The organism is Frondihabitans sp. OV104 (assembly GCF_057787745.1).
In genome coordinates, this window is sequence record NZ_CM173541.1 from 1,733,343 (window position 1) to 1,754,347 (window position 21,005).

Genomic DNA, 21,005 nt, shown 5'->3' on the forward strand with positions numbered 1-21,005 from the left:
GAAGTCCTCTGACAGACGCCCCACCACCCGAAAGGCACCCATGACCGATCATCTGCAGCTTCAGGAGGAAGAGCTCGTCTTCGACACCTTCGACCTCGTCGACGCGTGGTGCCTCGGCACGCTGATCACCGAGCGAGCGATCGCCGACGACCTCGCCGCGTTCGGCTGGCTCGATCCGTACGACTACGCGCTCACCGGCGGATCCTTTCCGATCCGGCTGCGTGGCAGCGGAGTCGTCGGCGCCGTCACCGCCTCAGGACTCACCTCCGAGGAGGACCATGACCTGGTCACCTCCTCCATCGCCGCGTACCTCGCCTCGGCTTCGTCCTCCCCTACAGAAAGCGCGTCATGATCCAGCACACCGTCTCGTTCGCCCTCGTCCACCCGGCCGGCAGCGCCGAGGAGAAGGACTTCCTCGCCACCGCCGCGTCGATCCTGCCGACCATCGCCGGGGTGACCGACTTCGGCATCTCCCGCCAGGTGAGCGCCAAGAGCGACCTGACTTGGCACTTCACGATGTGGTTCGCCGACCAGGCCGCCTACGCCGCCTACGACTCGCACCCCGATCACCAGAACTTCGTGCAGACGCGCTGGGTGACCGAGGTGGCGGCGTTCCAGGAGCTCGACTTCGAGCCCGTCGACGTCGCGGCGGTCGCACTGTGACCGATGACGACACGGTGGTCGGCCACGACGCCGTGATCGGCGACATCGACCCCGCCGCCCTCGAGCCCCGCCGGCTGCTGCCCGGCCAGCGCTGCGAGATCCGGGTGTTCGATGTCGCGGCCGGAACGTCGCGGCTCGTGCACGAGAGCGCCGACACCCTGTACGAGGCACCGAACTGGACACGCGACGGCCGGCTGATCGTGAACGCGGAGGGCGGCCTGTACGAGCTTCCCGCCGACGGGTCGTCCGTTCCTGCGCCCATCGAGATCACCGGGGTGCCCGGCCTCAACAACGACCACGTGCTCTCGCCCGTCGACGACTCGGTGTTCGTGTCGGCGAACGACTTCCACATCTACCAGGCCCCGCTCGCCGGCGGCCCGGCTCGGCGGGTCACCCTCGACACGGATGCCCTGCACTTCTTGCACGGGGTCTCGCCCGACGGGCAGACCCTCGCCTACGTGCGCGTGAGCCTCGACGGCTGGGGCGACGTGCGCGTGCACGAGGTCGGGCTCGACGGATCGGGCGACCGGGCCGTCACCACCGACCCGGGGCCCGCCGACGGCTCCGAGTACAGCCCCGACGGGGAGTGGATCTACCTGAACACCGAACAGTTCTCGCGCGGTCAGGCGCAGATCGCGCGGATCCGCCCCGACGGCAGGGAGCTCACGCAGCTCACGTTCGACGAGCGGGTCAACTGGTTTCCGCACGTGGCTCCGGTCGGCGAGGACGCGGTGTACATCTCGTTCCCGGGCGGCACCGAGGGGCACCCCGCCGACAAGGAGGTGCGGCTCGTGCTCGTCACGGACGGCGACTGGGCGGCCGGCCGAGTCGTCGAGACGTTCAACGGCGGCCAGGGCACCATCAACGTCAACAGCTGGGCGCCCGACGGCTCGGCGTTCGCGTACGTGAGCTACCCGCGCGCCTAGGCGGTCGGGGCCGCACCACGATCGGGACTCTGCACCGCGAGAAGTCGTGGTGCGGAGTCCCGATCGTGGTGCGGGGCCGGGGCGGGGACGAGCGTGGGCGGCCTCAGGCCCGACGCGCGGCGGCGAACAGCCCCTGCTCGAAGGCGTACACCTCGTCGGAGTCGACGTGCCCCTCGTTGACGTAGCTGCGCGTCGGCAGGCGGTCGGCGGTGGCGGGGTGCCACGGCGCGGCGCCGTCGGCGATGAACCCGATCCAGTCGGCGTGCATGCGGTCGGCGAGCGCCTGCGAGGGCGTGTCGCCGAGCACGACGGGCACGCCCTCGGCGTCGAGGAGGTCCCAGGCGAAGGGGATGTCGGAGCAGTGGCCGCTGGGGTCGGCCTCGAAGCGGCGGCCGGCGAAGTCGTAGGCCCAGGTGCGCGCGGCGGGGTCGGCGGTCTGGCGGGCGGTGGCGATGCGCGGCACGGCCGTGCGGAACAGCGCCGATGTCACGAGCTGGCTCTCGGCGCGGTCGAACCCGACGCGCGCGACCTCGGCCTCGAAGGCGCGGATCGCCCCGTCGGAGACCCCGGCGGCCTCGAGGTCGCGGCGTACGTCGGCGACGTCGACGCGCCCGCCCGGGGCCGAGAACTCGTTGCGGGTGGCGCCGAGCAGCAGAGGCACGGCGGCGTTCTGCGCGAGTCCCGCGTCCATGGGCCCGGCGAGGACCTCGCCGTCGATCACCGGTGCCCAGGCCAGGCCGGTGCGACCCGAGGTGCTGCCGTCGGCAAGCCCGGCGACGAGGTCGGCCGCCGAGACCGGCGGTGCGTCGGCTTCGAGGACGGTGTCTCCGACGTGGTTGAAGTCGCGCTCGGTGGCGGTGATGCGCTCCTCGGGGATGGTGCTCCACGCCTCGAGGGTCGGCGCGATGCCGAGCGAGTCGGCGTAGGCCCGGGCGATCGGCTCGGCCGCGTCGGCGGAGAGGTCTCCGGCGGCGCCCGAGTGCGAGATGACGGCGCGGAACAGGTCGCCCCGCAGCGGCGACGCCAGCAGGGCGAGGACACTGCCGCCGCCCGCCGACTGACCGCCGATGGTGACCTTGGCCGGGTCGCCGCCGAACTGGCGGATGTTCTCTCGCACCCACTCCAGTGCTGCCAGCTGGTCGAGAAGGCCGCGGTTGAACCCGCCGCCGTCGACCCAGCCGAAGCCCTGGAAGCCCAGGCGGTACGACACGGACACAGTGACGACGCCGTCGCCGTTGAACGAGCGGCCGTCGTACCAGGGGCTCGCGGGCGATCCGGCGAAGTAGCCGCCGCCGTGGATCCACACGAACACCGGCAGGTTCGCCTCGGTGTCGCCGGGTGCGGGCGTGAAGACGTTGACGTTCAGCGTGTCGGCGCCGGGGATCGACGGCTCGGGGATGGTGACGAAGGGGCCGAACGGCTCGCGCTGGGCCGTGGCGCCGTACTCCACGGCGGGACGGACGCCGTCCCAGGCGGCGCGGCGACGCGGGGCCGTGAACCGCAGCTCGCCGACGGGGGCCTCCGCGAACGGGATCCCCAGGAACGCGACCGAGTGCGGCGTCTGCACGACGCCCTGGACCCGGCCCGACGCGGTGGTGACGACGGTGGACTGAACGAGAGTCATGGCGGCCTCCTTTGGCAACGGGGCGAGCCTACCGCCGGTCGGTATGCGGCGGCGGGCCGATGGAGTCCGCGTTCCGGCACCCGCCCTGGGCCGCGGCGTGGCGTGAGTGACGCTGCACGGGGCCTACCGGCCCGACGGTGCCAGTCGATCGCGGAACGCCCGCCCGCCGACCACGACGACGGCGACCACGGTGGCGGCACCGTACCCGGCGACCAGCCACGCCTGACTCGGAACCACCGCCGCCGCCCCGAGCCCGACGAGCGGGGCCGAGAGCGCGCCGAAGCTGTACTGCGCCACCCCGAGGATCGCCGACGCCGTGCTCCCGGCGTGCCGGTCGACGCTCATGCCGATCGCGATGACGTTCGAGCCCAGGAAGCCGGCGCACATCACGACGACGGCCAGCATCCCGAGGATCACGCCGAGGGGCGCGGCGGCGGCGAAGGCGACGACGAGGGCGAGGCCGTCGGCGGCGAGCGCGCCGGCGGCGGCCGTGGCGACGACGCCGGGGCGGATCCTGCGCACGAGACGGGCGTTGACCTGCGCGGCGATCAGGAGGCCCACGGCGTTGAGGGCGAAGACGACGGCGTACTGGGTGGCCGAGAGTCCGTAGCGATCCTGAAGCAGGATGCTCGTGCCTGCCAGATACGACAGCAGGGCGCCCGACGACAGGCCGATCGCGAGGGCCGATGCGAGCACGGCGCGCTGGCCGAGCAGGGTGCGGACCTTCCCGTGGCCGCCCGTCGACACGTCGGAGGGCACCTCGCGCTCGGCGGGCGCGAGCGACCGGTCGATGCGGTCGGGGTGCGTCTCGGGCAGGGCGGGCACGACGACGACGAGCACGACGAAGCCGAGGGCGCCGATCATGGCGAAGATCCAGCGCCACGATCCGCCGGCGTTCATGAGGGCCGAGCCGACGAGCGGGCCGACGACCGGCGCGATGCTCGTGATGGCGGCGAGCTGCGAGAAGAACGGGGCCAGGCGCCTGCGCTCGAGCACGTCGCGGCCGAGCGTGCGCGACGTCGACACCCCGATCGCCGCGGCGACGCCCTGGAACAGCCGCGCGACGATCAGGAAGGCGATGTGCGGGGCGAGCGCGCAGGCGAGCGTCGCGATCAGGAAGACGACGAGGCTGCCGATGAGCGGACCCCGCCGGCCGAACCGGTCGGCGAGCGGCGCGCCGAGCAGCTGGCCGAGCACCAGCCCGGCGAGGCTGGCGGTGAGGGTGAGCTGCACGGCCCAGTCGCCGACCCCGAACTCGCGGGCGATCGATGGGAAGCCGGGGCTGTAGGCGTCCATGGTGAACGGGCCGAGCCAGGTCAGGAAGACGGCCACCACGACGATCCGCCGCACCAGCCCCGCCCGGGAACGGGTCGCGGTGTCGGCGGCGATGTCGATCGTGGTCATGGCGGTGCTCCGTTCGCGCCGGGCTCCCCGACGTTCTCAGAGTGGGGGCGGCGTATTTCCGGGCGGGTCCGCGCGCGTTACGGGTGGTTTACGCCTCTGCGCGGGCGTGGCGCCGGCGCGGCCTAGGCCGAGGCCACGGGCGCAGGAACTCCGCCCGCCCCCTCGTGCCGCAGCAGCAGCCCGCCCCGGCGCCCGACGGCCCACACCGTGAGCGCGACCCCGCACAGCACGGCCCCTCCGAGGGTGACCGCCGTCCAGCCGCCGTGGGCCCAGAGCAGCGTCGCCAGCCCCGAGCCGATCGCCCCGCAGATGAAGTTGTTCGTCACGAACGCCGTGTTGAGGCGGCTCCGTGCGGCGGGGTCGATCAGGAACATCCGCGACTGCACGGTGATGTTGTGCCCCTGGATGGCGACGTCGAGCACCACGATCGCGACGACGATCCCGACGACGCTGTCCGCGGCGAGCCCGGCCACCACGAACGAGACGAGCACGAGCGCCCAGGTCACGCCGATCGTGGGCATCGCGAGTCCGCGGTCGCTGAGGCGTCCGGCGCGCTGGGCGGCGGCGGCTCCGGCGAGCCCGACGAGGCCGAACAGCCCGATCGCCGTCACCCCGAACGAGAACGGCGGCGCGCTCAGCAAGAAGGTCAGCGACGTCCAGAACATCGTGAAGACGGCGAACGAGACGCCGCCGAGCACGAGGTGCCACCGCACGGCGCGCTCCCGCCGCACGATCGAGAACACCGAGGCGATCAGGGCCGGGTACCGCATCGCCGTGCGCGGCTCGAGGCGCGGGATCGCGAAGTACAGCAGCACGGCGAGCACGAGGGCGAGCGCCGCCGCCACCACGTAGATCGCGCGCCATCCGGCCGCCCCGGCGATGAGCCCCGAGACGGTGCGCGAGACCAGGATGCCGATCAGGATCCCCGATACGACGGCACCGACCACCCGGCCGCGGCTCGAGTCGTCGGCGAGGTCGCCGGCCAGCGGCACCAGGATCTGCCCCGACACCGTCGTGAGCCCGACGAGCGCCAGCGTGACGAGCAGCACGGCGAACGTGGGAGCGAGCGCGCTGGCGAGCAGGGCCGCCGTCGCGCACAGCAGCGCGATCGGCACGAGGATCCGCCGGTTCACGACGTCGCCGAGTGGAACGAACAGCAGCACGCCGAGCGCGTAGCCGATCTGGGTGGCCGTGACGAGCAGGCCCGCCGACGAGGTGTCGGTCTTCAGGTCGTCGGCGATGAAGTCGAGGAGGGGCTGCGACCAGTAGAGGTTGCCGACGGCGGCGCCACCGGCGATGGCGAAGAGGAGGGTGAGGCGGCGGTTCATGCCCCCAGCCAAGCGCACACGGGCGGCGCGTGGGAGTTCCTGCGAGTACACCCTTCGGCGCTACCGCGCCAGCGTCAGGATCTCGGCCCCGTCGGCGGTGATCGCGATCGTGTGCTCGGTGTGGGCCGTGCGGCACCCGGTCGCGCTGCGGAGCGTCCACCCGTCGGGGTCGGTCACGAGCACGTCGGTGTCGGCCATGATCCACGGCTCGAGCGCCAGCAGGAGGCCCGGCCGCAGCGTGTAGCCGCGCCCGGGCCGCCCGGTGTTCGCGACGTGCGGGTCCTGGTGCATCGTCGAGCCGATGCCGTGGCCGCCGAACTCGACGTTGACCGGGTAGCCGGCGTCGTCGAGCACGGTGCCGATCGCCGACGACAGGTCGCCGATGCGGGCACCGGGGCGGGCCGCGGCGATCCCGGCGGCGAGGGCGCGCTCGGTCGTCTCGATCAGGGCGAGGCTCGACGCGGGCTGCGTCGGCCCGACCACGAAGCTGATGGCCGCGTCGGCGGCGATTCCGTCCGTGAGGACCGCGAGGTCGAGGGTGAGGAGGTCGCCATCGAGGAGCGCGTAGTCGTGCGGCAGGCCGTGCAGCACGGCGTCGTTCACCGCGGTGCAGACGTAGTGGCCGAACGGACCGCGCCCGAACGACGGCGCGTAGTCGACGTAGCACGACTCGGCGCCGGCCTCGACGATCATCTCGTGGGTCCAGCGGTCGATCTCGAGCAGGTTGGTGCCGACGGTCGTGCGGCTCTTCAGCGTCTGAAGGATCGTGCCGACCAGCGCGCCGGTGACCCGCGCCTTGGCCAGCTCGGAGGGGGTGAGGATCTCGATCATTCCAATAACTATACCGGTACTAGTATTGGGCGCATGGTCCGCCTCCCGCTCTCTCCCGCCGATGTCGAGCGCGGCCGCCGCCTCGGGGCCCTTCTGCGGCGAGCGCGCGCCGACCGCTCCATGCTCGACGTCGCCCTCGCCGCCGGGCTGTCGCCCGAGACGCTCCGCAAGATCGAGACCGGCCGCGTGGCGACGCCGTCGTTCCCGACCATCGCCGCGCTGGCCGACGTGCTGGGGCTCTCGCTCGACGAGGTGTGGGCCGCGATCCGAGCGGAAGAACTCGGGGCCCTCGCCGGCTGACCTCGCCCCGCCGCGCCCTCCCCTCCCCGCCAGCCCTGCCTAGTCGAGCGGGATCTCGACCCAGTGCCACCCGTCGGGCAGCGTCTCGGCGGGCAGGTCGGCCGGTCCGTGCGACACGGCGCCCGCGGCGTCGATCTGGACGACCTGCGAGGCCGCGGAGGCGGTGCTCACGGCGGCCATCAGAGCACGTCCACGAGAACGAGGTCGGCGCCCGACACGCGGAGGACGGCCGAGAGCTCGCCGCCGGGGCCGGCCCCCGTCACGGCGGGGATGGTCGTCAGCGCGTTCGGCGCGACGAAGTCGAACCCCCGGTCGGTGAGGCGGTCGGCGAGGGCGCGCCGCGACTGCCGGCCCGACGGCCACTGCGCGAGTTCCTGCACCACTGCGAAATCGAGGGGGGCGAGCAGGAGGGGGCGCCCGCCCATCCAGGCCTGGCCCGTCGCCGTGTCGAGCACGAGGTCGCCCCGCACGACGCTGGTCGGCAGCTTGCCCTGCTTGCGGAACAGCGCGGCGAGCGTGGCGACGACCTCCTCGAGCGCGAACGGCTTGGTGATGTAGTCGTCGGCACCGGCGGCGTAGGCGGCGAGCCGGTCGTCGATCGACGACCGGCCGGTGAGGAAGAGCACGGGCGTGTCGACGCCGCGCTCCCGCAGCCGCGACACCACCTCGGTGCCGAGCACGTCGGGCAGCATCATGTCGAGCAGCATCGCGTCGGGGGCGTCGATCGTGGCCGCCTCGAGCACGCTGAGGCCGTCGGGGAAGCGGGTGACCTGCCACCCCTCCATGCCGAGGGCGATCGACAGGAGGCGGGTGATCGGGTCCTCCTCGTCGACCACGAAGACCCGCAGGACGCCGATGGGCCCCTGCGGCTCGCGGGTCGGAGTGTCGCCCTGCTGTGGAGCGACGCCGGTTGCGGTCGTGACCATGATGCGTTCCCTTCGGTCGGTGCTTCGGATTCGGTACGTCCACTCTCGCCAGCCGGCGCCGCGGGCGCGTCCCCCGGGCGAATCGATCCGCGTACTGCGATCGGAGTACGAGACCCTCACGGCCGCGACCCGGGCGGGTGATGCGACGCACATGCGCGTTGGGCAGGATGGGATGGCGCCGCGCTGCGACCGTCGGCGCTGGGAGGAGCCCGCGATGAGTGTCGTCCGTCGCGCGTCGCCGACCCCGCGCTACATCCGACCGCGCGGTCTCGGCTGGCCGACGACCGTCGTCTTCGGCCTGATGACGCTCGCGTTCGCGGTCACGCCGACCGACGTGGGCGGCAGCGGCATCCCGGCGCACCCGGTCGCGGCGATCATGGTCGGGGCCGCCCTCGCGGCCATCGTCTTCCGCGAGCGCTTCTGCCGCACCGCCACCGTGGTCGCCATCGTGTCGGCGGCGCTCGGCATCGCTACCGGCGGCCCGACGTTCGCCTTCCTGCCCGCCGTGCTCCTGACCGTGTTCACCACCGCCGTGCTCACCGACCGCATCACGACCGCCGTCGCCGTGGTGATCGCGTCGAGCGTGGCCGGCGAGGTCGCGACCGGCGTGCTCCCCCACTTCTTCCGCGACTCGCGCGTCGTGATCCTCTGGGTCGTCCTGACGGTGCTCGCGGCCATGACCGGAGACGCGGCCCGGTCGAGGGCGGCCTACATCGAAGGGGTGCAGGAACGCGCGCGCCGAGCCGAGTCGAATCTCGAGGCGGAGGCGCAGCGCCGCGTCGTCGAGGAGCGACTCCGCCTGGCGCGCGACCTGCATGACGCGGTGGCGCACCACATCGCCGTGATCAACCTCCAGGCGGCGGCCGCGCGGCGTGCCCTCCCCGAGGGCGCCGACGCATCGGCGCGATCGCTCGACACCGTGACCGACGCCGCGCGCACCGTGCTGGCCGACATGGGCAACATGCTGTACGTGCTGCGGCAGGGCGACGCCCAGGGCGGAGGCCAGGCGCCCATCGCCGGCCTCGAGGAGGTCCCGGCGCTGCTGCGGGTGTTCGCCGCCGACGGACTCCGCGTGGAGCTCGTCGAGACCGGCGCCCGTGTCGCCCTCGATCAGCCCGTCGACATCGTCGCCTACCGGTGCATCCAGGAGGGGCTGACGAACGCGCACAAGCACGGGGCGGGCGGCACGGCCGTGCTGCGGCTCGACTGGGGCGAGGGCGCCGTCGAGGTCGAGGTCGAGAACGGCAGCGCGGCTCCTGCGCCCGATGCCCCACCGCTGCCCGACGCCGCCGACCGGCACCGCTACGGTCTCGCCGGGGTCCGCGAGCGGGTGGCCAGCGTCGGCGGCACCCTCGAGCTCGCCGAGACGATCGGCCGGAGCTTCGTCTTCCGGCTGCGGCTGCCGCTGCAGACCCCCGCCTCTCGAAGGAGCGCCCCGTGAGCCCGATCACCGTCATGCTGGCCGACGACCAGACGCTGATCCGCCAGGCCGTCGCCGACCTCGTGTCGCAGGAGGACGACATCGAGGTGGTGGCGCAGGCGGCCGACGGCGCGGAGGCGATCCGGACGGCCCGCGAGCTGCGGCCCGACGTGATCCTGATGGACATCCGGATGCCCGGCACCGACGGCATCGCCGCCACCTCGACCATCTGCGGAGACCCCGCGCTCGTCGGCACCCGCGTGATCGTGCTCACCACCTTCGAGAACGACCAGAACGTGCTCGACGCCCTCCGCGCCGGCGCGAGCGGCTTCGTCGGCAAGGGAACCGACCCCGAGGCCCTCGTCGCCGCGATCCGGACGGTGCACGACGGCGACGCCCTGCTCTCGCCGAAGGCGACGAAGGCGCTCATCGACCGGTGGCTCGTGCCCGCCGAGCCGCCCGTGCGGCCTCGGCCGCGCGAGCTCGACGACCTGACCGAGCGCGAGGCGGACGTGCTCGAGCGGATCGCGCGAGGCCGCACCAACGCCGAGATCGCCGCCGACCTCTACCTCTCGCCCCACACCGTGAAGACGCACGCGCACCGGATCATGGCCAAGATCGGCGCGCACGACCGGGCGCAGATCGTCGTCTTCGCGTACGAGAACGGGCTGCTGGTCCCTGGGGCGTAGCCACCCGCGCGTGCGGCAGAAGTCGCCGCCGCGGCGGGCCGTTCCTGCCGCCGGCGCGGGTCGCTCCCCGTATCACCGGCGTAACACAGCCGACACATCCGTGCGGCAGAGTGAACCCATCGGTTCACTGACCTCGGAGACGCCATGACAGCCCCCCTCACCTTCGGAATGTTCCAGACGATGGGGCTCTCGGGCTCGTGGCGTCTGCCCGACAACACGACGCCGGGCTTCCTGACCCTCGACTACTGGACGACGCTCGCCAAGCGCAGCGAGGAGGCCGGCGTCGACTTCCTGTTCATCGCCGACGACTTCGGCTACCCGCTGATCGACGGCGAGGTGTCTCCGACCGCCGTCGAGCACGCCCTGCTCTTCCCGCGCGGCGACCCGTCGATGGTCATGTCGGCGATGGCCGCGGCGACCGAGAAGCTCGGCCTCGTCGTCACGATGTCGACGAGCGTCGACCGCCCGCCGGCACTGGCGCGCCGCATGGCGACGCTCGACCACGTGACGAACGGCCGCATCGGCTGGAACGTCGTGACCGGCGCCGGCCAGAACGCGTCGGCGCGCCTGTTCGGCGAGCCGATGAAGGCGCACGACGACCGCTACGCGGCCGCGGAGGACTACCTGAAGCTCGCGATGACGCTGTGGGAGGGGTCGTGGGAGGACGGCGCCCTGAAGGTCGACCGCGCAGCCGGGGTCTACGCCGACGCTGCGATGGTCCACGAGATCCACTACGACGGCACGCACTTCCGCTCGGACGGCGTGTTCACCGTGCCGCCTTCGCCCCAGCGCACGCCGCTGCTCTTCCAGGCCGGCGCCTCGACGAAGGGCCGCGACGTCGCCGCCCGCTACGCCGAGGCGGTCTTCCTGGCCGCCGAGCCCGACGCGGTCCGCGAGCAGATCGCCGACATCCGGGCCCGAGCAGTGGCGGCCGGCCGGGAGCCCGACGCCATCAAGTTCCTGATCGCCGGCACCTACGTCGTGGCGCCCACGCACGACGAGGCCCTCGCCCTCCGCGAGACCGTGACCGCGTTCGTCACGACCGCCGATGCCGCCGTGCAGTACGCGTTCTTCACCGGCCTCGACCTCACGAAGATGGACCCGTCGAAGCCCCTGCAGTCGACGGCCAGCGAGCAGGGCCGCACCAACATCGAGCGCTTCACCGGCGAGGACGCCCCGACCGTCGGCGAGATCCTCGAGGAGTTCCGCGTGAACGGCGTGATGAGCCGTCCGTTCCTCGGCACGCCCGCGGAGGCCGTCGACCAGACGGTCGCGCTGATGGAGCACACCGGCGCCGACGGCGTGCTCGTGCAGCCCGGCCCGACCGGCGACTCGGCGTCGTTCTTCGAGCTCGTCGTGCCCGAGCTGAAGCGGCGCGGCCTGATGGAGGGCCCCGCCCAGGCGACGACCCTCCGCGAGAGGCTGTTCCCCGCAGGATCCGCGCACCTGCCGCCGAGCCACCCCGGTCACGCGCTGCGCGTCGGCCGCTAGGCCCGTCGATGGAGTACCGCGACTACCTCCGCCTCGTGCCCAAGATCGAGCTGCACTGCCACATCGTCTCGACGATCCGGCCCGAGCGGCTGCTCGGCTGGGCCGCCGAGCGGGGCGTCGCGCTGCCGGCCGACACCGCCGAGGCGCTGTTCGACTACGACGACATCGTCGACTTCCTGGCGGTGTTCAACGCCGCGCACGAGGTGTTCCGCACCCGGGAGGACTTCGCGACGCTCGCCTACGAGGGCGTGGCCGACGCGGTCGCCGACGGCAACCTCTGCTATCGCGAGTACTTCGTGAACCCCGACAACTTCCGCCATCTCGGCCTCGGCTACACCGACGTCGTCGACGGGCTGATCGACGGGCTGCGCCGCGCCGAAGACGAGTTCGGGGTCGGCTTCGGGCTCGTTCCTGCGATCAACCGCTCGATGGGGATCGACGTCGCGATGGCCCTCGTCGAGTCGATGGCGGCCAACCCCCGGCCCGAGGTGCTGGGCCTCGGCCAGGACGACCTCCGCGCTGACGGGCAGGAGTCGCCGCTCGACTGGGCCGAGCCGTTCCGGCGGGCGCAGGAACTCGGGGTCCGCCTCACCGCTCACGTCGGGGAGCTCCCGTCGTCGAACGCCGCCTCGGTCGTCGAGTCGTGGGACGCCCTGGGGCTCGACCGCGTCGACCACGGCTACCACGTCGCCGACGACGGGGCCCGCGTCGCCGAGGCCCGCGAGCGCGGGATCCCGTTCACCTGCACGCCGCGGTCGACGCAGTTCCTGTCGGGGTGGGCGCTCGACGCCGAGCACCCCATCGCCGCGATGATCCGCGCCGGCCTCCGGGTGACGCTCGCCACCGACGACCAGGTCTTCTTCCGCACGACCCTGCGCGAGGAGTTCGAGCACGTCGGCCTCGGCATGGGCTTCGGGCCCGACGTGATCGACGGCATCGTGCTCGACTCGATCGAGGCCACCTGGCTGCCCGAGGAGCGCAAGCGCGCCCTCCGCGCCGACTTCCGCCGCCAGCTGCGAGCGCTCCGCGGCGCCCTCGACTCCACCCCGTCTTCGACAGGAACCGGCTCATGACCCTCTCCCTCGGCCCGCAGACGCGGCGCGACTCCCGCATCGACGCCTTCCTGGCGGCGTCGCCCCAGCGGCTGCTCATCGGCGGCACCTGGGTCGCCGCCGCATCCGGCGACACCTTCGCCAGCCACGATCCCGCGACCGGCGAGCACCTCGCCGACTGCGCCCGCGCCGACTCGGCCGACGTCGACGCCGCGGTCTCCGCCGCGCGCACGGCCCTCACGTCGCCCGCGTGGAAGGGCATGACGCCCGCCGACCGCGGCGCGCTGCTCTGGCGCGTCGCCGACCTGCTCGAGGCGAACCTCGACCAGCTGGCGCAGCTCGAGACCCTCGACCAGGGCAAGGCCTGGGGTACCGCGCGGTTCGGCGAGATCCCCGCGGCGATCGCGCAGTTCCGCTACTACGCGGGCTACCCGACCAAGATCCTGGGCACCACGATCCCGTCGTCGCTGCGCAGGCAGGGCCCCGACAGGCAGGTGTTCGCCTACACGACCCGCGAGCCGGTCGGAGTGGTCGCCGCGATCGTGCCGTGGAACTCGCCGCTGCTGATGGCCGCGATGAAGGTCGCCCCGGCGCTGGCCGCAGGCTGCACCGTCGTGCTGAAGCCGGCCGAGAACACGTCGCTGACGGCGATCCGCCTCGGCGAGCTGCTGGTCGAGGCGGGCGTGCCCGACGGCGTCGTCAACGTCGTCACCGGCTACGGTCCGGAGGCGGGCCAGGCCCTGGCCGACCACCCCGACGTCGACAAGGTCGCCTTCACCGGCTCGACCGCCGTCGGAAAGCGCCTCGTCACCGCGGCCAGCGGCAACCTGAAGCGGCTCACCCTCGAGCTCGGCGGCAAGAGCCCGGTCATCGTCATGGGCGACGCCGACCTCGACCGCACCGTGCCGGGGGTCGCCGCGGGCATCTTCGACAACGGCGGTCAGGTCTGCGTCGCCGGCAGCCGCGTCTACGCGCACCGCGACGTGTACGCGGAGCTCGTCGACCGCCTCGCCGCGCACAGCCGCACCCTCACGCTCGGGCACGGACTCGCCGAGGGCACCGACCTCGGCCCGCTGGTCAGCCGGGCGCAGTCCGACCGCGTCGAGCAGTTCGTGCGCGAGGCCGCGGGCGACGGCGTCGACGTCGTCTCGGGCGGAGAGCAGGAGGGCGACCTCGGCACGTTCTACCGGCCGACGGTGCTCACGGGCGTGACGCAGAGCATGCGGATCATGCGCGAGGAGGTCTTCGGACCGGTCGTCACGGTGACCCCGTTCGACGAACCCGAGGAGGTGCTCGCCTGGGCGAACGACAGCTCGTACGGCCTCGCCGCGAGCGTCTGGACCGAGGGGCTGTCGAACGCGCACCGGATCTCGGAGGGCATCGACTCGGGAACCGTGTGGATCAACTGCCACTCGTACTTCGGCCCCGAGCTGCCGAAGGGCGGCCACAAGGAGTCCGGCTGGGGCTACGAGAACGGCGCCAACGGCCTCGAGAACTACCTCGAGACCAAGACCGTCGTCACGGTCTACTGATGCCGAAGCAGATCAGCCTCGGGGTCTTCGAGATGATGAACCCGAACAACGGCATGCCGACGTGGACGCACCCGCTCGGCAAGGGCGACCGCTACGACAGCGTCGAGTACTGGGTCGAGGTCGCGCGGATGCTCGACGCCGCCGACGTCGACTTCCTGTTCTTCGCCGATACCTACGGCTACGCGACGATCGACGGCGCCATGCCCGACCTGGTCGCCGCGCACGGCATCCAGTTTCCGGGCTTCGACCCGATGCTGCTGATCTCGGCGCTCGCCCGCGAGACCGACCGTCTCGGCTTCGTGCTGACCTCGCCGACCACCGTCGAGCGGCCATACGCCACCGCGCGCCGGTTCGCGACGCTCGATCACTACACCGCCGGCCGCATCGGCTGGAACGTCGTCACCGGCAGCTCGCAAGCCACCACCGACGACCTGTTCGGCGTCGCCGACAGCGGGACGCACGACTCCCGGTACGACGTCGCCGACGAGTTCGTCGATGTCTGCCTCGAGCTGTGGGAAGGCGTCTGGGAAGACGACGCGCTCGTCCGCGACCCGTCGCGCAACCTGTTCGTCGACCCGGCCAAGCTCCACCCGATCGCGCACCGCGGCACGCACTTCGCATCCAGCGGCGTGTTCGCGATCCCGCCGGGGCCGCAGTGCTCCCCGGTGCTGTTCCAGGCCGGCACTTCCGCCCGCGGCCGCGCCTTCGCCGCCCGCAACGCCGAGGCCGTCCTGATCCAGGGGCAGTCCATCCCGAAGGCGCGGGAGCACGTCGACGACATCCGAGCCCAGGCCGTCGCCCACGGCCGATCCCCCGACGACGTGAAGGTCGTCACCGGCGTCACGATCACCGTCGCGCCGACGCACGACGAGGCCGTCGCCCTGCGCACAGAGCTCGAGGGCCTCTACGCCGTCGAAGACGCAGCCGTGATCTTCGCGGGCTTCACCGGCGTCGACCTCTCGGCGTTCGACCCGTCCGAGCCGCTGACGGCGATCGCCTCCGACCAGGGCCAGACCCTCGTCGACCGCTTCGTGCGGCCCGGCCAGCCCGTCCCCACCGTCGGCGACGTGCTCGGCGACTTCCGCCTGCGCGCCAACCGCGGCTTCCAGATCACCGGCGACCCCGCCGAGGTGGCCGACGAGCTCCAGGCCATCGTCGAGGGCACCGGCATCGACGGCATCATGCTCGAGCCGACGTTCGGCGGGCCCGAGGCGTTCGAGGCCTTCATCGATCTCGTGCAGCCGATCCTGCGCGATCGCGGCCTGCTGCCGGCGGCCCGCTCGGCCTCGGAGCCCACCCTCCGCGAGAGGGTCACGGGCGCAGGAACGCCGCACCTCCCGTCCGCCCACCCGGGCGCGCGCTTCCGCACCGTCTGACCGCCCCTTCGCCCCCTGCCAGAAAGGCACCCCATGCAAGCCGAAGCCGTCGACGCGGTGATCCGCGGGCTCAAACGAGCCGGGATCAGCGTGGTCTGCTACCTGCCCGACTCGCTCTTCAAAGAGCTGTACCCGGCGCTCGACGCCGATCCCGACATCCGCACGATCCAGGTGACCAACGAGGGCGAGGGCGCGGCGATCGCCGGCGGGGTCTTCCTGTCGGGCAAGCGCGCCGTGCTCATCATGGAGAACTCGGGCCTGCGCGCCGCCGTCGAGCACCTGGCCCGGATGGGCCTCGGCGCCGGCATCCCCGTCGTCATGCTCATGAGCTACCGGGGCGACCTCGGCGAGAACAACTGGTGGGCCATCCCTCACGGCATCACGATGGAGCCGATCCTCGACGCGCTCCGCACGCCCTACCAGGTGATCCGCCACGCCGACGAGATCGAGCAGGCCATCGTCGACGCGTCGACCTGGTCGCACACCGCCTACTACCATTCCGCAGTCGCGCTGAGCGGGGAGATCGTCCGATGACCGAAGCCACACCGTTCGTGAAGCCCGAGCACGGCACCATGAGCCGCTACGCGGCCATGGAGGCCCTGGGCCGGCGCCTCGACGACGCCCTCGTGATCCTCTCGCTCGGGGGCGCCGTCGACGAGTGGTACAACGCCGCCCCGCACATGCGTGCCGCCAGCCTGTTCCAGCAGCAGCTCGGCTGCGTCACCGGCGAGGCCCTCGGCCTGGCCGTCGGGCTGCCGCACCGCCGCATCGTGTCGCTCGACACCGACGGCGGCCTGCTGTTCAATCTCGGCATCATGGCCACCGTCGCCAACGAGCAGCCGGCGAACCTTTTCATCGTCGTCTGGGACAACGAGCAGTACCAGTCCATCGGCGGGCCCAAGACGCACACCGCTTCGGGCCGCGTCGACCTCGCGGCGATCGCCCGCGGCTGCGGCATCGCCAACGCCTTCACCGTCGACACCCTGGACGAGTTCGACGCCCACTGCGCCGCCGGCCTCGCCGCGACGGAGCCGTACCTGCTGGTCGCCAAGACCGACGGCATCCTCGAGCCCGGTATCAAGCGCAAGCACTCCGACGGCCGGGAAGACAAGTACATCTTCGTCCGCCACGTCGAGGAGACCGAGGGCATCGTCATCATGGGCCCGAGCGAGCACAACTAGTGAGCGGACCGCACTCGGCCCCGCCCGACGCCGACCCGGCCGCCGCGCTCGCACGGGCCTACGACTACGTCATCGTCGGCGGCGGCGCGGCCGGGTGCGTGCTCGCCAACCGGCTCTCCGCCGACCCGGCCGCGACCGTGCTGCTGCTCGAGGCCGGACCGACCGACGCCGGGGTGGCCGCCATCGACGACGCCGACCGCTGGGTGCCCCTCCTCGGCGGCGAGTACGACTGGGGCTACACCTACGAGCCGACGCCGCTCGTCGAGGGCCGCACGATCGCCATCCCGCGCGGTCGCGTGCTCGGTGGCTCGTCCAGCATCAACGCGATGCTCTGGTACCGCGGGCACCCCGACGACTACGACGAGTGGGAGGCCGTCGGCGCGACCGACTGGAACTGGTCGACTCTGCTGCCGCACTTCCGGGCGGTCGAGGACTGGGAGGGCGGTTCGACGTCGCTCCGCGGAGCCGGCGGCCCGATGCGGATCGAGACCTCCCGCGACCCGCACCCCATCGCGCTCGCCATGATCGAGGGGGCACCCGAGATGGGCGTGCCGCGGGTCGACGACCCGAACGGCGCGTCGAACCTCGGGGCCGGGCTCGCCAACCTCAATGCGACGACGCGGCCGGACGGGTCGATGCGGCGGTGGAGCAGCGTCCGCGGGTACCTCGACCCGGTGCGGTCTCGCCCGAACCTCACGGTGCTGACCGGGGCGACGGCGACGCGGCTGGTGCTCGAGAGGGCGCGGTGCGTCGGGGTGGAGGTGGTGGTCGGCGGCGGCTCGGGCCACGGGACTCGCCTCGTGGCGCGGGCCGACCAGGGCGTCGCGCTGACGGCGGGGGCGATCGACACGCCCGCGCTGATGCAGCGGTCGGGGATCGGCGGGGCGACGTTCCTGCGCTCCGTCGGAATCGACCCCGTACACGACCTGCCCGGAGTCGGCGAGAACTACCAGGACCACCCGCTCGTCTCCGGGATGAACGTCCACGCATCGGCGCCGCTGGGGCCGATGCGCGACAACGGCGGCGGCAGCATGATGAACTGGCGGTCGTCGGTCGCCTCGGCCCAAGGAACTGGCCCCGATCTCCACGCGTTCGTCGTACAGGAGTCCCGGCCCGCGGCCGGAGTCGCCCAAGACCTCAGCGGCGACATCTTCGCGGTGTCGCCCGGGCTGATGCGATCGGCGTCGCGCGGGCACGTGCGCGTGCGGTCGGCATCGCACGACGTCGCGCCGGTCATCCAGCCGAACTTCCTGCGCGACGGAACCGACCTCGACCGCCTGGTCGAAGCCGTCGAAGGGGTGCTGTCGTTGCTCGACACGACGCCGTTCCGGGCCCTCGGGGCTCGGCCGCTGGTCGACTTCCGGGCGGGTGACCGGGACGCCATCGTCTCGTTCGTGCGGCACGGCGTCGACACGTTCTTCCACTCGTGCGGGACGGCGCGGATGGGCACCGACACGCTGGCGGTCGTCGATCCGGCGACGATGCGGGTGCACGGCCTCGCAGGCCTATGGGTGGCGGACGCCAGCGTGATCCCGGTCATCCCGACCAGCAACACGCAGTGGCCGACCCTGGCGATCGCGGAGCGGGCGGCTGTGCTCATCGGCGGCCGCGCCGCCGCCGCCTGACGACCGCTAGAGTGCGCACACTGCTCGCGATTCGCGAGCCGATTGCGCATTCTCGCCGAGCGCGAAACGGGGGCGAAACACCGGCCTCATAGGATTCTCCAAGTGAGCACACGCCGAGCCCTGCGGGGCGCCTCCCTCGTCCTCGTCGTCAGCCTGGGGCTCGGCGCCACCGGCTTCGCCGGCGCGAGCGCTGCCGCCGCGGCCGCACCGGTCGCCGGCGGCGACACCGCGGGCGACTCCCTCTTCCCCGGCATCGGCAACACCGGCTACGACGTGACCCACTACGACATCGATCTCACGTACCTCCCGGACGGCTCGATCACCGCCGTCACCACGATCGACGCCACCGCGCCGGCCCCGCTGTCGTCGTTCTCCCTCGACTTCGAGGGGCTGACAATCACCGGTGTCGATGTGGACGGCGCAGCCGCGAGCGTCACGCGCACCAGCGATCCGTCCATCGACTCCTACAAGCTCCGGATCACGCCGGCCGCTCCCGTCTCGGGCACGTTCGAGACCGTCGTCCGGTACTCCGGGACCCCGGTCACGCACACCGACGCCGACGGATCGAGCGAGGGCTGGGTGCCCACGCGCGACGGTGCGACCGCCGTCGGCCAGCCGGTCGGCACGATGACGTGGCTGCCGAGCGACAACACGCCGTCCGACAAGGCGACGCTCGACCTGACGCTGACCGTCCCGACGCAGATCGACGGGGTCGACGCGGCCGGCGTGGGCAACGGCGTGCTCGTGTCCTCGACGCCGAACGGCGACGGCACCACCACCTGGGTGTGGCACGAGGGGCAGCCGATGGCGACCGAGCTGGCGGTGGTGTCGGTGGGGCAGTTCCTGCGCTCCGACTCGACTATCACCCTGCCGAGCGGCCGGACCATCCCCGAGACGAGCTTCGTCGACCCGACCACGTCGGCGTCCGACCAGGCCGAGATCGCGCGGTTGAGGGCGAAGCTGCCCGAGATCCTCGGCTTCTTAGAAAAGCGCTACGGTCCCTACCCGGGCGACGCGACCGGCGTGATCGTCGACGACACCGACCTCGGCTACGCGCTCGAGACGCAGGACCGCCCGTTCTTCGAGCGGAGCATCGACGAGGAGACGCTGATCCACGAGCTCACGCACCAGTGGTTCGGCGACTCGGCGACACCCGCGGACTGGGGCGACATCTGGCTGAACGAAGGCCCGGCGACGTACGTGCCGACGCTGTACGCCGAGAAGCACGGCGGCGAGTCGGCCGTGACGACGTGGGAGGACCACTGGGCATCCGTTCCCGCGAGCGATGACCTCTGGACAGTGCCGCCCGCCGGGATGACCAGCCCCGAGGAGCTCTTCGGCGCCCAGGTGTATGACCGCGGCGCCATCACGCTGGCGGCGTTGCGGGCCCTCGTCGGCACAGCGACGTTCGACCGCATCCTGCGCGAGTGGATCGCCGAGAACCGCGGCGGAACGGTATCGACCGCCGACTTCATCGCCCTCGCCTCGAGAGTGTCGGGGGACGACCTCGACGGGTTCTTCGACTCGTGGCTGTCCACCGCGGCGAAGCCAGCGTGGCCGGCGTCGGCGGCGCCCGTTCCCGTGCCCGTTCCTTCGCCCGACCCTGCTCCCGGTGCCGGTGCTCCGGCCGGTTCCGGCGACCCCGGTGTCGCCGTTGCAGACGAGGCGCAGGAACTCGCCGCCACCGGCACCGACACGACCACCGTGGGGGCGCTCGGCGGCGCCGGGCTCCTCCTCGTCCTGGCCGGGGGCGCGGCGCTCGTGGCGGCTTCGCGTCGTGGCGCGCGCGGTCCCGTCCGCAGCGCTGCCCGCGGCTCTCGCTCCGGCTCCGTCTGACAGTCGCCTCCAGCATCTGCGTATCCCGCGCCGCCGAACTCGCGGCTGCTGGAGTCCGGCCTAGGGTGAGGGCATGGAGTACGCGGGGGAAACGTGGGTCAAGCGCCTGAGGGCCGGGCAGTTCCCGGGCGTGCGCGGAGTGCTGATAGCGGTGGTGCTGCTCGTCGTGGGCGGCGCCGTGCTGACCATCGCGGAATGGACGCACCCCGGGTGGTTGGCTCGCGCCGTCGAGGGCCGGCGAGGGTTCACGTACATCATCGGCCCGCCGGCGCTCGCGATCGGCGGGATCGTGCTCGGCGTCGGCACCCGGATCCAGCAGCGGGCGGATCGTGCTCTGATCGCGCGGATCCGCAGGTCGACCTCACCCGTGCTGTTCGTCCCTGTGCTGCCCAAGGGCCCGTTCACGAGTGAGGATCTGCCGTCTCCTCGACCCTCCATCTGGACGGTCGACGAGACCGGACTGCAGGGGTGGGCCCCCTCGCGCGAGAAGCCCGTGCTCATCGTGCCGTGGGCCGACATCGAGGCCTTCGAGCTGGCGACCAATGATCGCGAGCCCGTGTCCGGGCAGCGGATGGACTACGGCGTGCGCATCCTCGGCACCCGGCCGCATCTCGTCCTGGTCCCGCGCGCCGACCTCGGCCGGGCGACCGGCGCCAGCGCTTACCGTATCGACGTGCTGCAATCGCTGCTCCGCTCGTTCCAGCGGCAGCTCGACTCCGAGCCGCGGGGCCGCTCGCGTCCGTAGTCGCTGGCGTCCGTAGTCGCTTTCGGGCGACTGCGGGAAGCGCGGAGGACGTCCCG

At 72.5% G+C, this 21,005-nt stretch carries 21 protein-coding genes; 15 read left to right on the top strand and 6 right to left on the bottom strand.

The window, feature by feature from the left end; translation table 11 throughout:
- The first annotated feature begins 40 nt into the window (after window positions 1–40).
- From AC3CBB_RS08180 to AC3CBB_RS08190, 3 genes are read left to right on the top strand one after another with little or no spacing between them, the layout of a single operon-like run.
- Entirely contained in the window at window positions 41–352 is a 312-nt protein-coding gene (locus tag AC3CBB_RS08180; protein ID WP_488626632.1) for a heme-binding protein, read from the top strand.
- Window positions 349–663, top strand: a complete 315-nt coding sequence (locus tag AC3CBB_RS08185) for a Dabb family protein (protein WP_123505077.1) — start codon at window positions 349–351, stop codon at window positions 661–663. The genes AC3CBB_RS08180 and AC3CBB_RS08185 overlap by 4 nt, the downstream gene beginning before the upstream one ends.
- Window positions 660–1,589 (top strand): TolB family protein, encoded by a 930-nt coding sequence (locus tag AC3CBB_RS08190; RefSeq protein WP_488626633.1) that lies wholly within the window; start codon window positions 660–662, stop codon window positions 1,587–1,589. Before AC3CBB_RS08185 ends, AC3CBB_RS08190 begins: the two co-directional genes overlap by 4 nt.
- Window positions 1,590–1,692: 103 nt before the next feature.
- Here AC3CBB_RS08190 and AC3CBB_RS08195 read toward each other — a convergent pair whose 3' ends face one another.
- From AC3CBB_RS08195 to map, 4 genes are all read right to left on the bottom strand, one after another.
- Window positions 1,693–3,213: a carboxylesterase/lipase family protein gene (locus tag AC3CBB_RS08195; protein ID WP_488626634.1), complete on the bottom strand. Its 1,521-nt coding sequence runs from the start codon at window positions 3,211–3,213 to the stop codon at window positions 1,693–1,695.
- 123 nt (window positions 3,214–3,336) lie between these two features.
- On the bottom strand, window positions 3,337–4,617 hold the full coding sequence (locus AC3CBB_RS08200) for a multidrug effflux MFS transporter (protein WP_488626635.1): 1,281 nt from the start codon (window positions 4,615–4,617) through the stop codon (window positions 3,337–3,339).
- A 122-nt stretch (window positions 4,618–4,739) separates the two neighbouring features.
- Window positions 4,740–5,945, bottom strand: coding sequence for an MFS transporter (locus AC3CBB_RS08205; RefSeq protein WP_488626636.1), 1,206 nt, complete (start codon window positions 5,943–5,945; stop codon window positions 4,740–4,742).
- A gap of 60 nt (window positions 5,946–6,005) precedes the next feature.
- The gene (map, locus tag AC3CBB_RS08210; RefSeq protein ID WP_488626637.1) at window positions 6,006–6,776 is read right to left on the bottom strand and encodes a type I methionyl aminopeptidase; all 771 of its coding nucleotides are present in this window, start codon (window positions 6,774–6,776) and stop codon (window positions 6,006–6,008) included.
- A gap of 33 nt (window positions 6,777–6,809) precedes the next feature.
- On the opposite strand from map, the gene AC3CBB_RS08215 reads away from it, so the two are divergent.
- A complete protein-coding gene (locus AC3CBB_RS08215) occupies window positions 6,810–7,076 on the top strand; it encodes a helix-turn-helix transcriptional regulator (RefSeq protein ID WP_123505082.1) in 267 nt (88 codons plus the stop codon).
- 39 nt (window positions 7,077–7,115) lie between these two features.
- Here AC3CBB_RS08215 and AC3CBB_RS08220 read toward each other — a convergent pair whose 3' ends face one another.
- Window positions 7,116–7,247 (bottom strand): hypothetical protein, encoded by a 132-nt coding sequence (locus AC3CBB_RS08220; protein WP_255410932.1) that lies wholly within the window; start codon window positions 7,245–7,247, stop codon window positions 7,116–7,118.
- An 8-nt stretch (window positions 7,248–7,255) separates the two neighbouring features.
- Window positions 7,256–8,002, bottom strand: a complete 747-nt coding sequence (locus tag AC3CBB_RS08225) for a response regulator transcription factor (protein WP_488626638.1) — start codon at window positions 8,000–8,002, stop codon at window positions 7,256–7,258.
- Between the two features lie 214 nt (window positions 8,003–8,216).
- Here AC3CBB_RS08225 and AC3CBB_RS08230 point away from each other — a divergent pair, with 214 nt between their 5' ends.
- From AC3CBB_RS08230 to AC3CBB_RS08280, 11 genes are all read left to right on the top strand, one after another.
- Window positions 8,217–9,443: a sensor histidine kinase gene (locus AC3CBB_RS08230; RefSeq protein WP_488626639.1), complete on the top strand. Its 1,227-nt coding sequence runs from the start codon at window positions 8,217–8,219 to the stop codon at window positions 9,441–9,443.
- Window positions 9,440–10,111: a response regulator gene (locus AC3CBB_RS08235; RefSeq protein ID WP_488626640.1), complete on the top strand. Its 672-nt coding sequence runs from the start codon at window positions 9,440–9,442 to the stop codon at window positions 10,109–10,111. The genes AC3CBB_RS08230 and AC3CBB_RS08235 overlap by 4 nt, the downstream gene beginning before the upstream one ends.
- A gap of 144 nt (window positions 10,112–10,255) precedes the next feature.
- Window positions 10,256–11,602, top strand: a complete 1,347-nt coding sequence (locus tag AC3CBB_RS08240; protein WP_488626641.1) for an NtaA/DmoA family FMN-dependent monooxygenase — start codon at window positions 10,256–10,258, stop codon at window positions 11,600–11,602.
- A gap of 8 nt (window positions 11,603–11,610) precedes the next feature.
- Window positions 11,611–12,675, top strand: coding sequence for an adenosine deaminase family protein (locus AC3CBB_RS08245; RefSeq protein WP_488626642.1), 1,065 nt, complete (start codon window positions 11,611–11,613; stop codon window positions 12,673–12,675).
- Window positions 12,672–14,186: an aldehyde dehydrogenase family protein gene (locus AC3CBB_RS08250; protein ID WP_488626643.1), complete on the top strand. Its 1,515-nt coding sequence runs from the start codon at window positions 12,672–12,674 to the stop codon at window positions 14,184–14,186. Before AC3CBB_RS08245 ends, AC3CBB_RS08250 begins: the two co-directional genes overlap by 4 nt.
- On the top strand, window positions 14,186–15,562 hold the full coding sequence (locus tag AC3CBB_RS08255; RefSeq protein ID WP_488626644.1) for an NtaA/DmoA family FMN-dependent monooxygenase: 1,377 nt from the start codon (window positions 14,186–14,188) through the stop codon (window positions 15,560–15,562). The genes AC3CBB_RS08250 and AC3CBB_RS08255 overlap by 1 nt, the downstream gene beginning before the upstream one ends.
- 33 nt (window positions 15,563–15,595) lie before the next feature.
- Complete coding sequence (locus AC3CBB_RS08260) at window positions 15,596–16,096, top strand: thiamine pyrophosphate-binding protein (protein WP_123505089.1); 501 nt, start codon at window positions 15,596–15,598, stop codon at window positions 16,094–16,096.
- The gene (locus tag AC3CBB_RS08265) at window positions 16,093–16,743 is read left to right on the top strand and encodes a thiamine pyrophosphate-dependent enzyme (RefSeq protein WP_488626645.1); all 651 of its coding nucleotides are present in this window, start codon (window positions 16,093–16,095) and stop codon (window positions 16,741–16,743) included. Before AC3CBB_RS08260 ends, AC3CBB_RS08265 begins: the two co-directional genes overlap by 4 nt.
- A complete protein-coding gene (locus tag AC3CBB_RS08270) occupies window positions 16,743–18,368 on the top strand; it encodes a GMC family oxidoreductase (protein WP_488626646.1) in 1,626 nt (541 codons plus the stop codon). Before AC3CBB_RS08265 ends, AC3CBB_RS08270 begins: the two co-directional genes overlap by 1 nt.
- A gap of 102 nt (window positions 18,369–18,470) precedes the next feature.
- Window positions 18,471–20,204, top strand: a complete 1,734-nt coding sequence (locus tag AC3CBB_RS08275; RefSeq protein WP_488626647.1) for a M1 family metallopeptidase — start codon at window positions 18,471–18,473, stop codon at window positions 20,202–20,204.
- Window positions 20,205–20,277: 73 nt separating this feature from the next.
- Window positions 20,278–20,949: a hypothetical protein gene (locus AC3CBB_RS08280; RefSeq protein ID WP_488626648.1), complete on the top strand. Its 672-nt coding sequence runs from the start codon at window positions 20,278–20,280 to the stop codon at window positions 20,947–20,949.
- The last annotated feature ends 56 nt before the right edge of the window (window positions 20,950–21,005 follow it).

Excerpts from the sequence above, each read along its gene's own strand:
- AC3CBB_RS08180 (WP_488626632.1), top strand. The coding sequence starts at position 41 with ATGACCGATCATCTGCAGCTTCAGGAGGAAGAGCTCGTCTTCGACACC.
- AC3CBB_RS08185 (WP_123505077.1), top strand. The coding sequence starts at position 349 with ATGATCCAGCACACCGTCTCGTTCGCCCTCGTCCACCCGGCCGGCAGC.
- AC3CBB_RS08195 (WP_488626634.1), bottom strand. The coding sequence starts at position 3,213 with ATGACTCTCGTTCAGTCCACCGTCGTCACCACCGCGTCGGGCCGGGTC.
- AC3CBB_RS08200 (WP_488626635.1), bottom strand. The coding sequence starts at position 4,617 with ATGACCACGATCGACATCGCCGCCGACACCGCGACCCGTTCCCGGGCG.
- AC3CBB_RS08205 (WP_488626636.1), bottom strand. The coding sequence starts at position 5,945 with ATGAACCGCCGCCTCACCCTCCTCTTCGCCATCGCCGGTGGCGCCGCC.
- map (WP_488626637.1), bottom strand. The coding sequence starts at position 6,776 with ATGATCGAGATCCTCACCCCCTCCGAGCTGGCCAAGGCGCGGGTCACC.
- AC3CBB_RS08215 (WP_123505082.1), top strand. The coding sequence starts at position 6,810 with ATGGTCCGCCTCCCGCTCTCTCCCGCCGATGTCGAGCGCGGCCGCCGC.
- AC3CBB_RS08225 (WP_488626638.1), bottom strand. The coding sequence starts at position 8,002 with ATGGTCACGACCGCAACCGGCGTCGCTCCACAGCAGGGCGACACTCCG.
- AC3CBB_RS08230 (WP_488626639.1), top strand. The coding sequence starts at position 8,217 with ATGAGTGTCGTCCGTCGCGCGTCGCCGACCCCGCGCTACATCCGACCG.
- AC3CBB_RS08240 (WP_488626641.1), top strand. The coding sequence starts at position 10,256 with ATGACAGCCCCCCTCACCTTCGGAATGTTCCAGACGATGGGGCTCTCG.
- AC3CBB_RS08245 (WP_488626642.1), top strand. The coding sequence starts at position 11,611 with ATGGAGTACCGCGACTACCTCCGCCTCGTGCCCAAGATCGAGCTGCAC.
- AC3CBB_RS08250 (WP_488626643.1), top strand. The coding sequence starts at position 12,672 with ATGACCCTCTCCCTCGGCCCGCAGACGCGGCGCGACTCCCGCATCGAC.
- AC3CBB_RS08255 (WP_488626644.1), top strand. The coding sequence starts at position 14,186 with ATGCCGAAGCAGATCAGCCTCGGGGTCTTCGAGATGATGAACCCGAAC.
- AC3CBB_RS08260 (WP_123505089.1), top strand. The coding sequence starts at position 15,596 with ATGCAAGCCGAAGCCGTCGACGCGGTGATCCGCGGGCTCAAACGAGCC.
- AC3CBB_RS08265 (WP_488626645.1), top strand. The coding sequence starts at position 16,093 with ATGACCGAAGCCACACCGTTCGTGAAGCCCGAGCACGGCACCATGAGC.
- AC3CBB_RS08280 (WP_488626648.1), top strand. The coding sequence starts at position 20,278 with ATGGAGTACGCGGGGGAAACGTGGGTCAAGCGCCTGAGGGCCGGGCAG.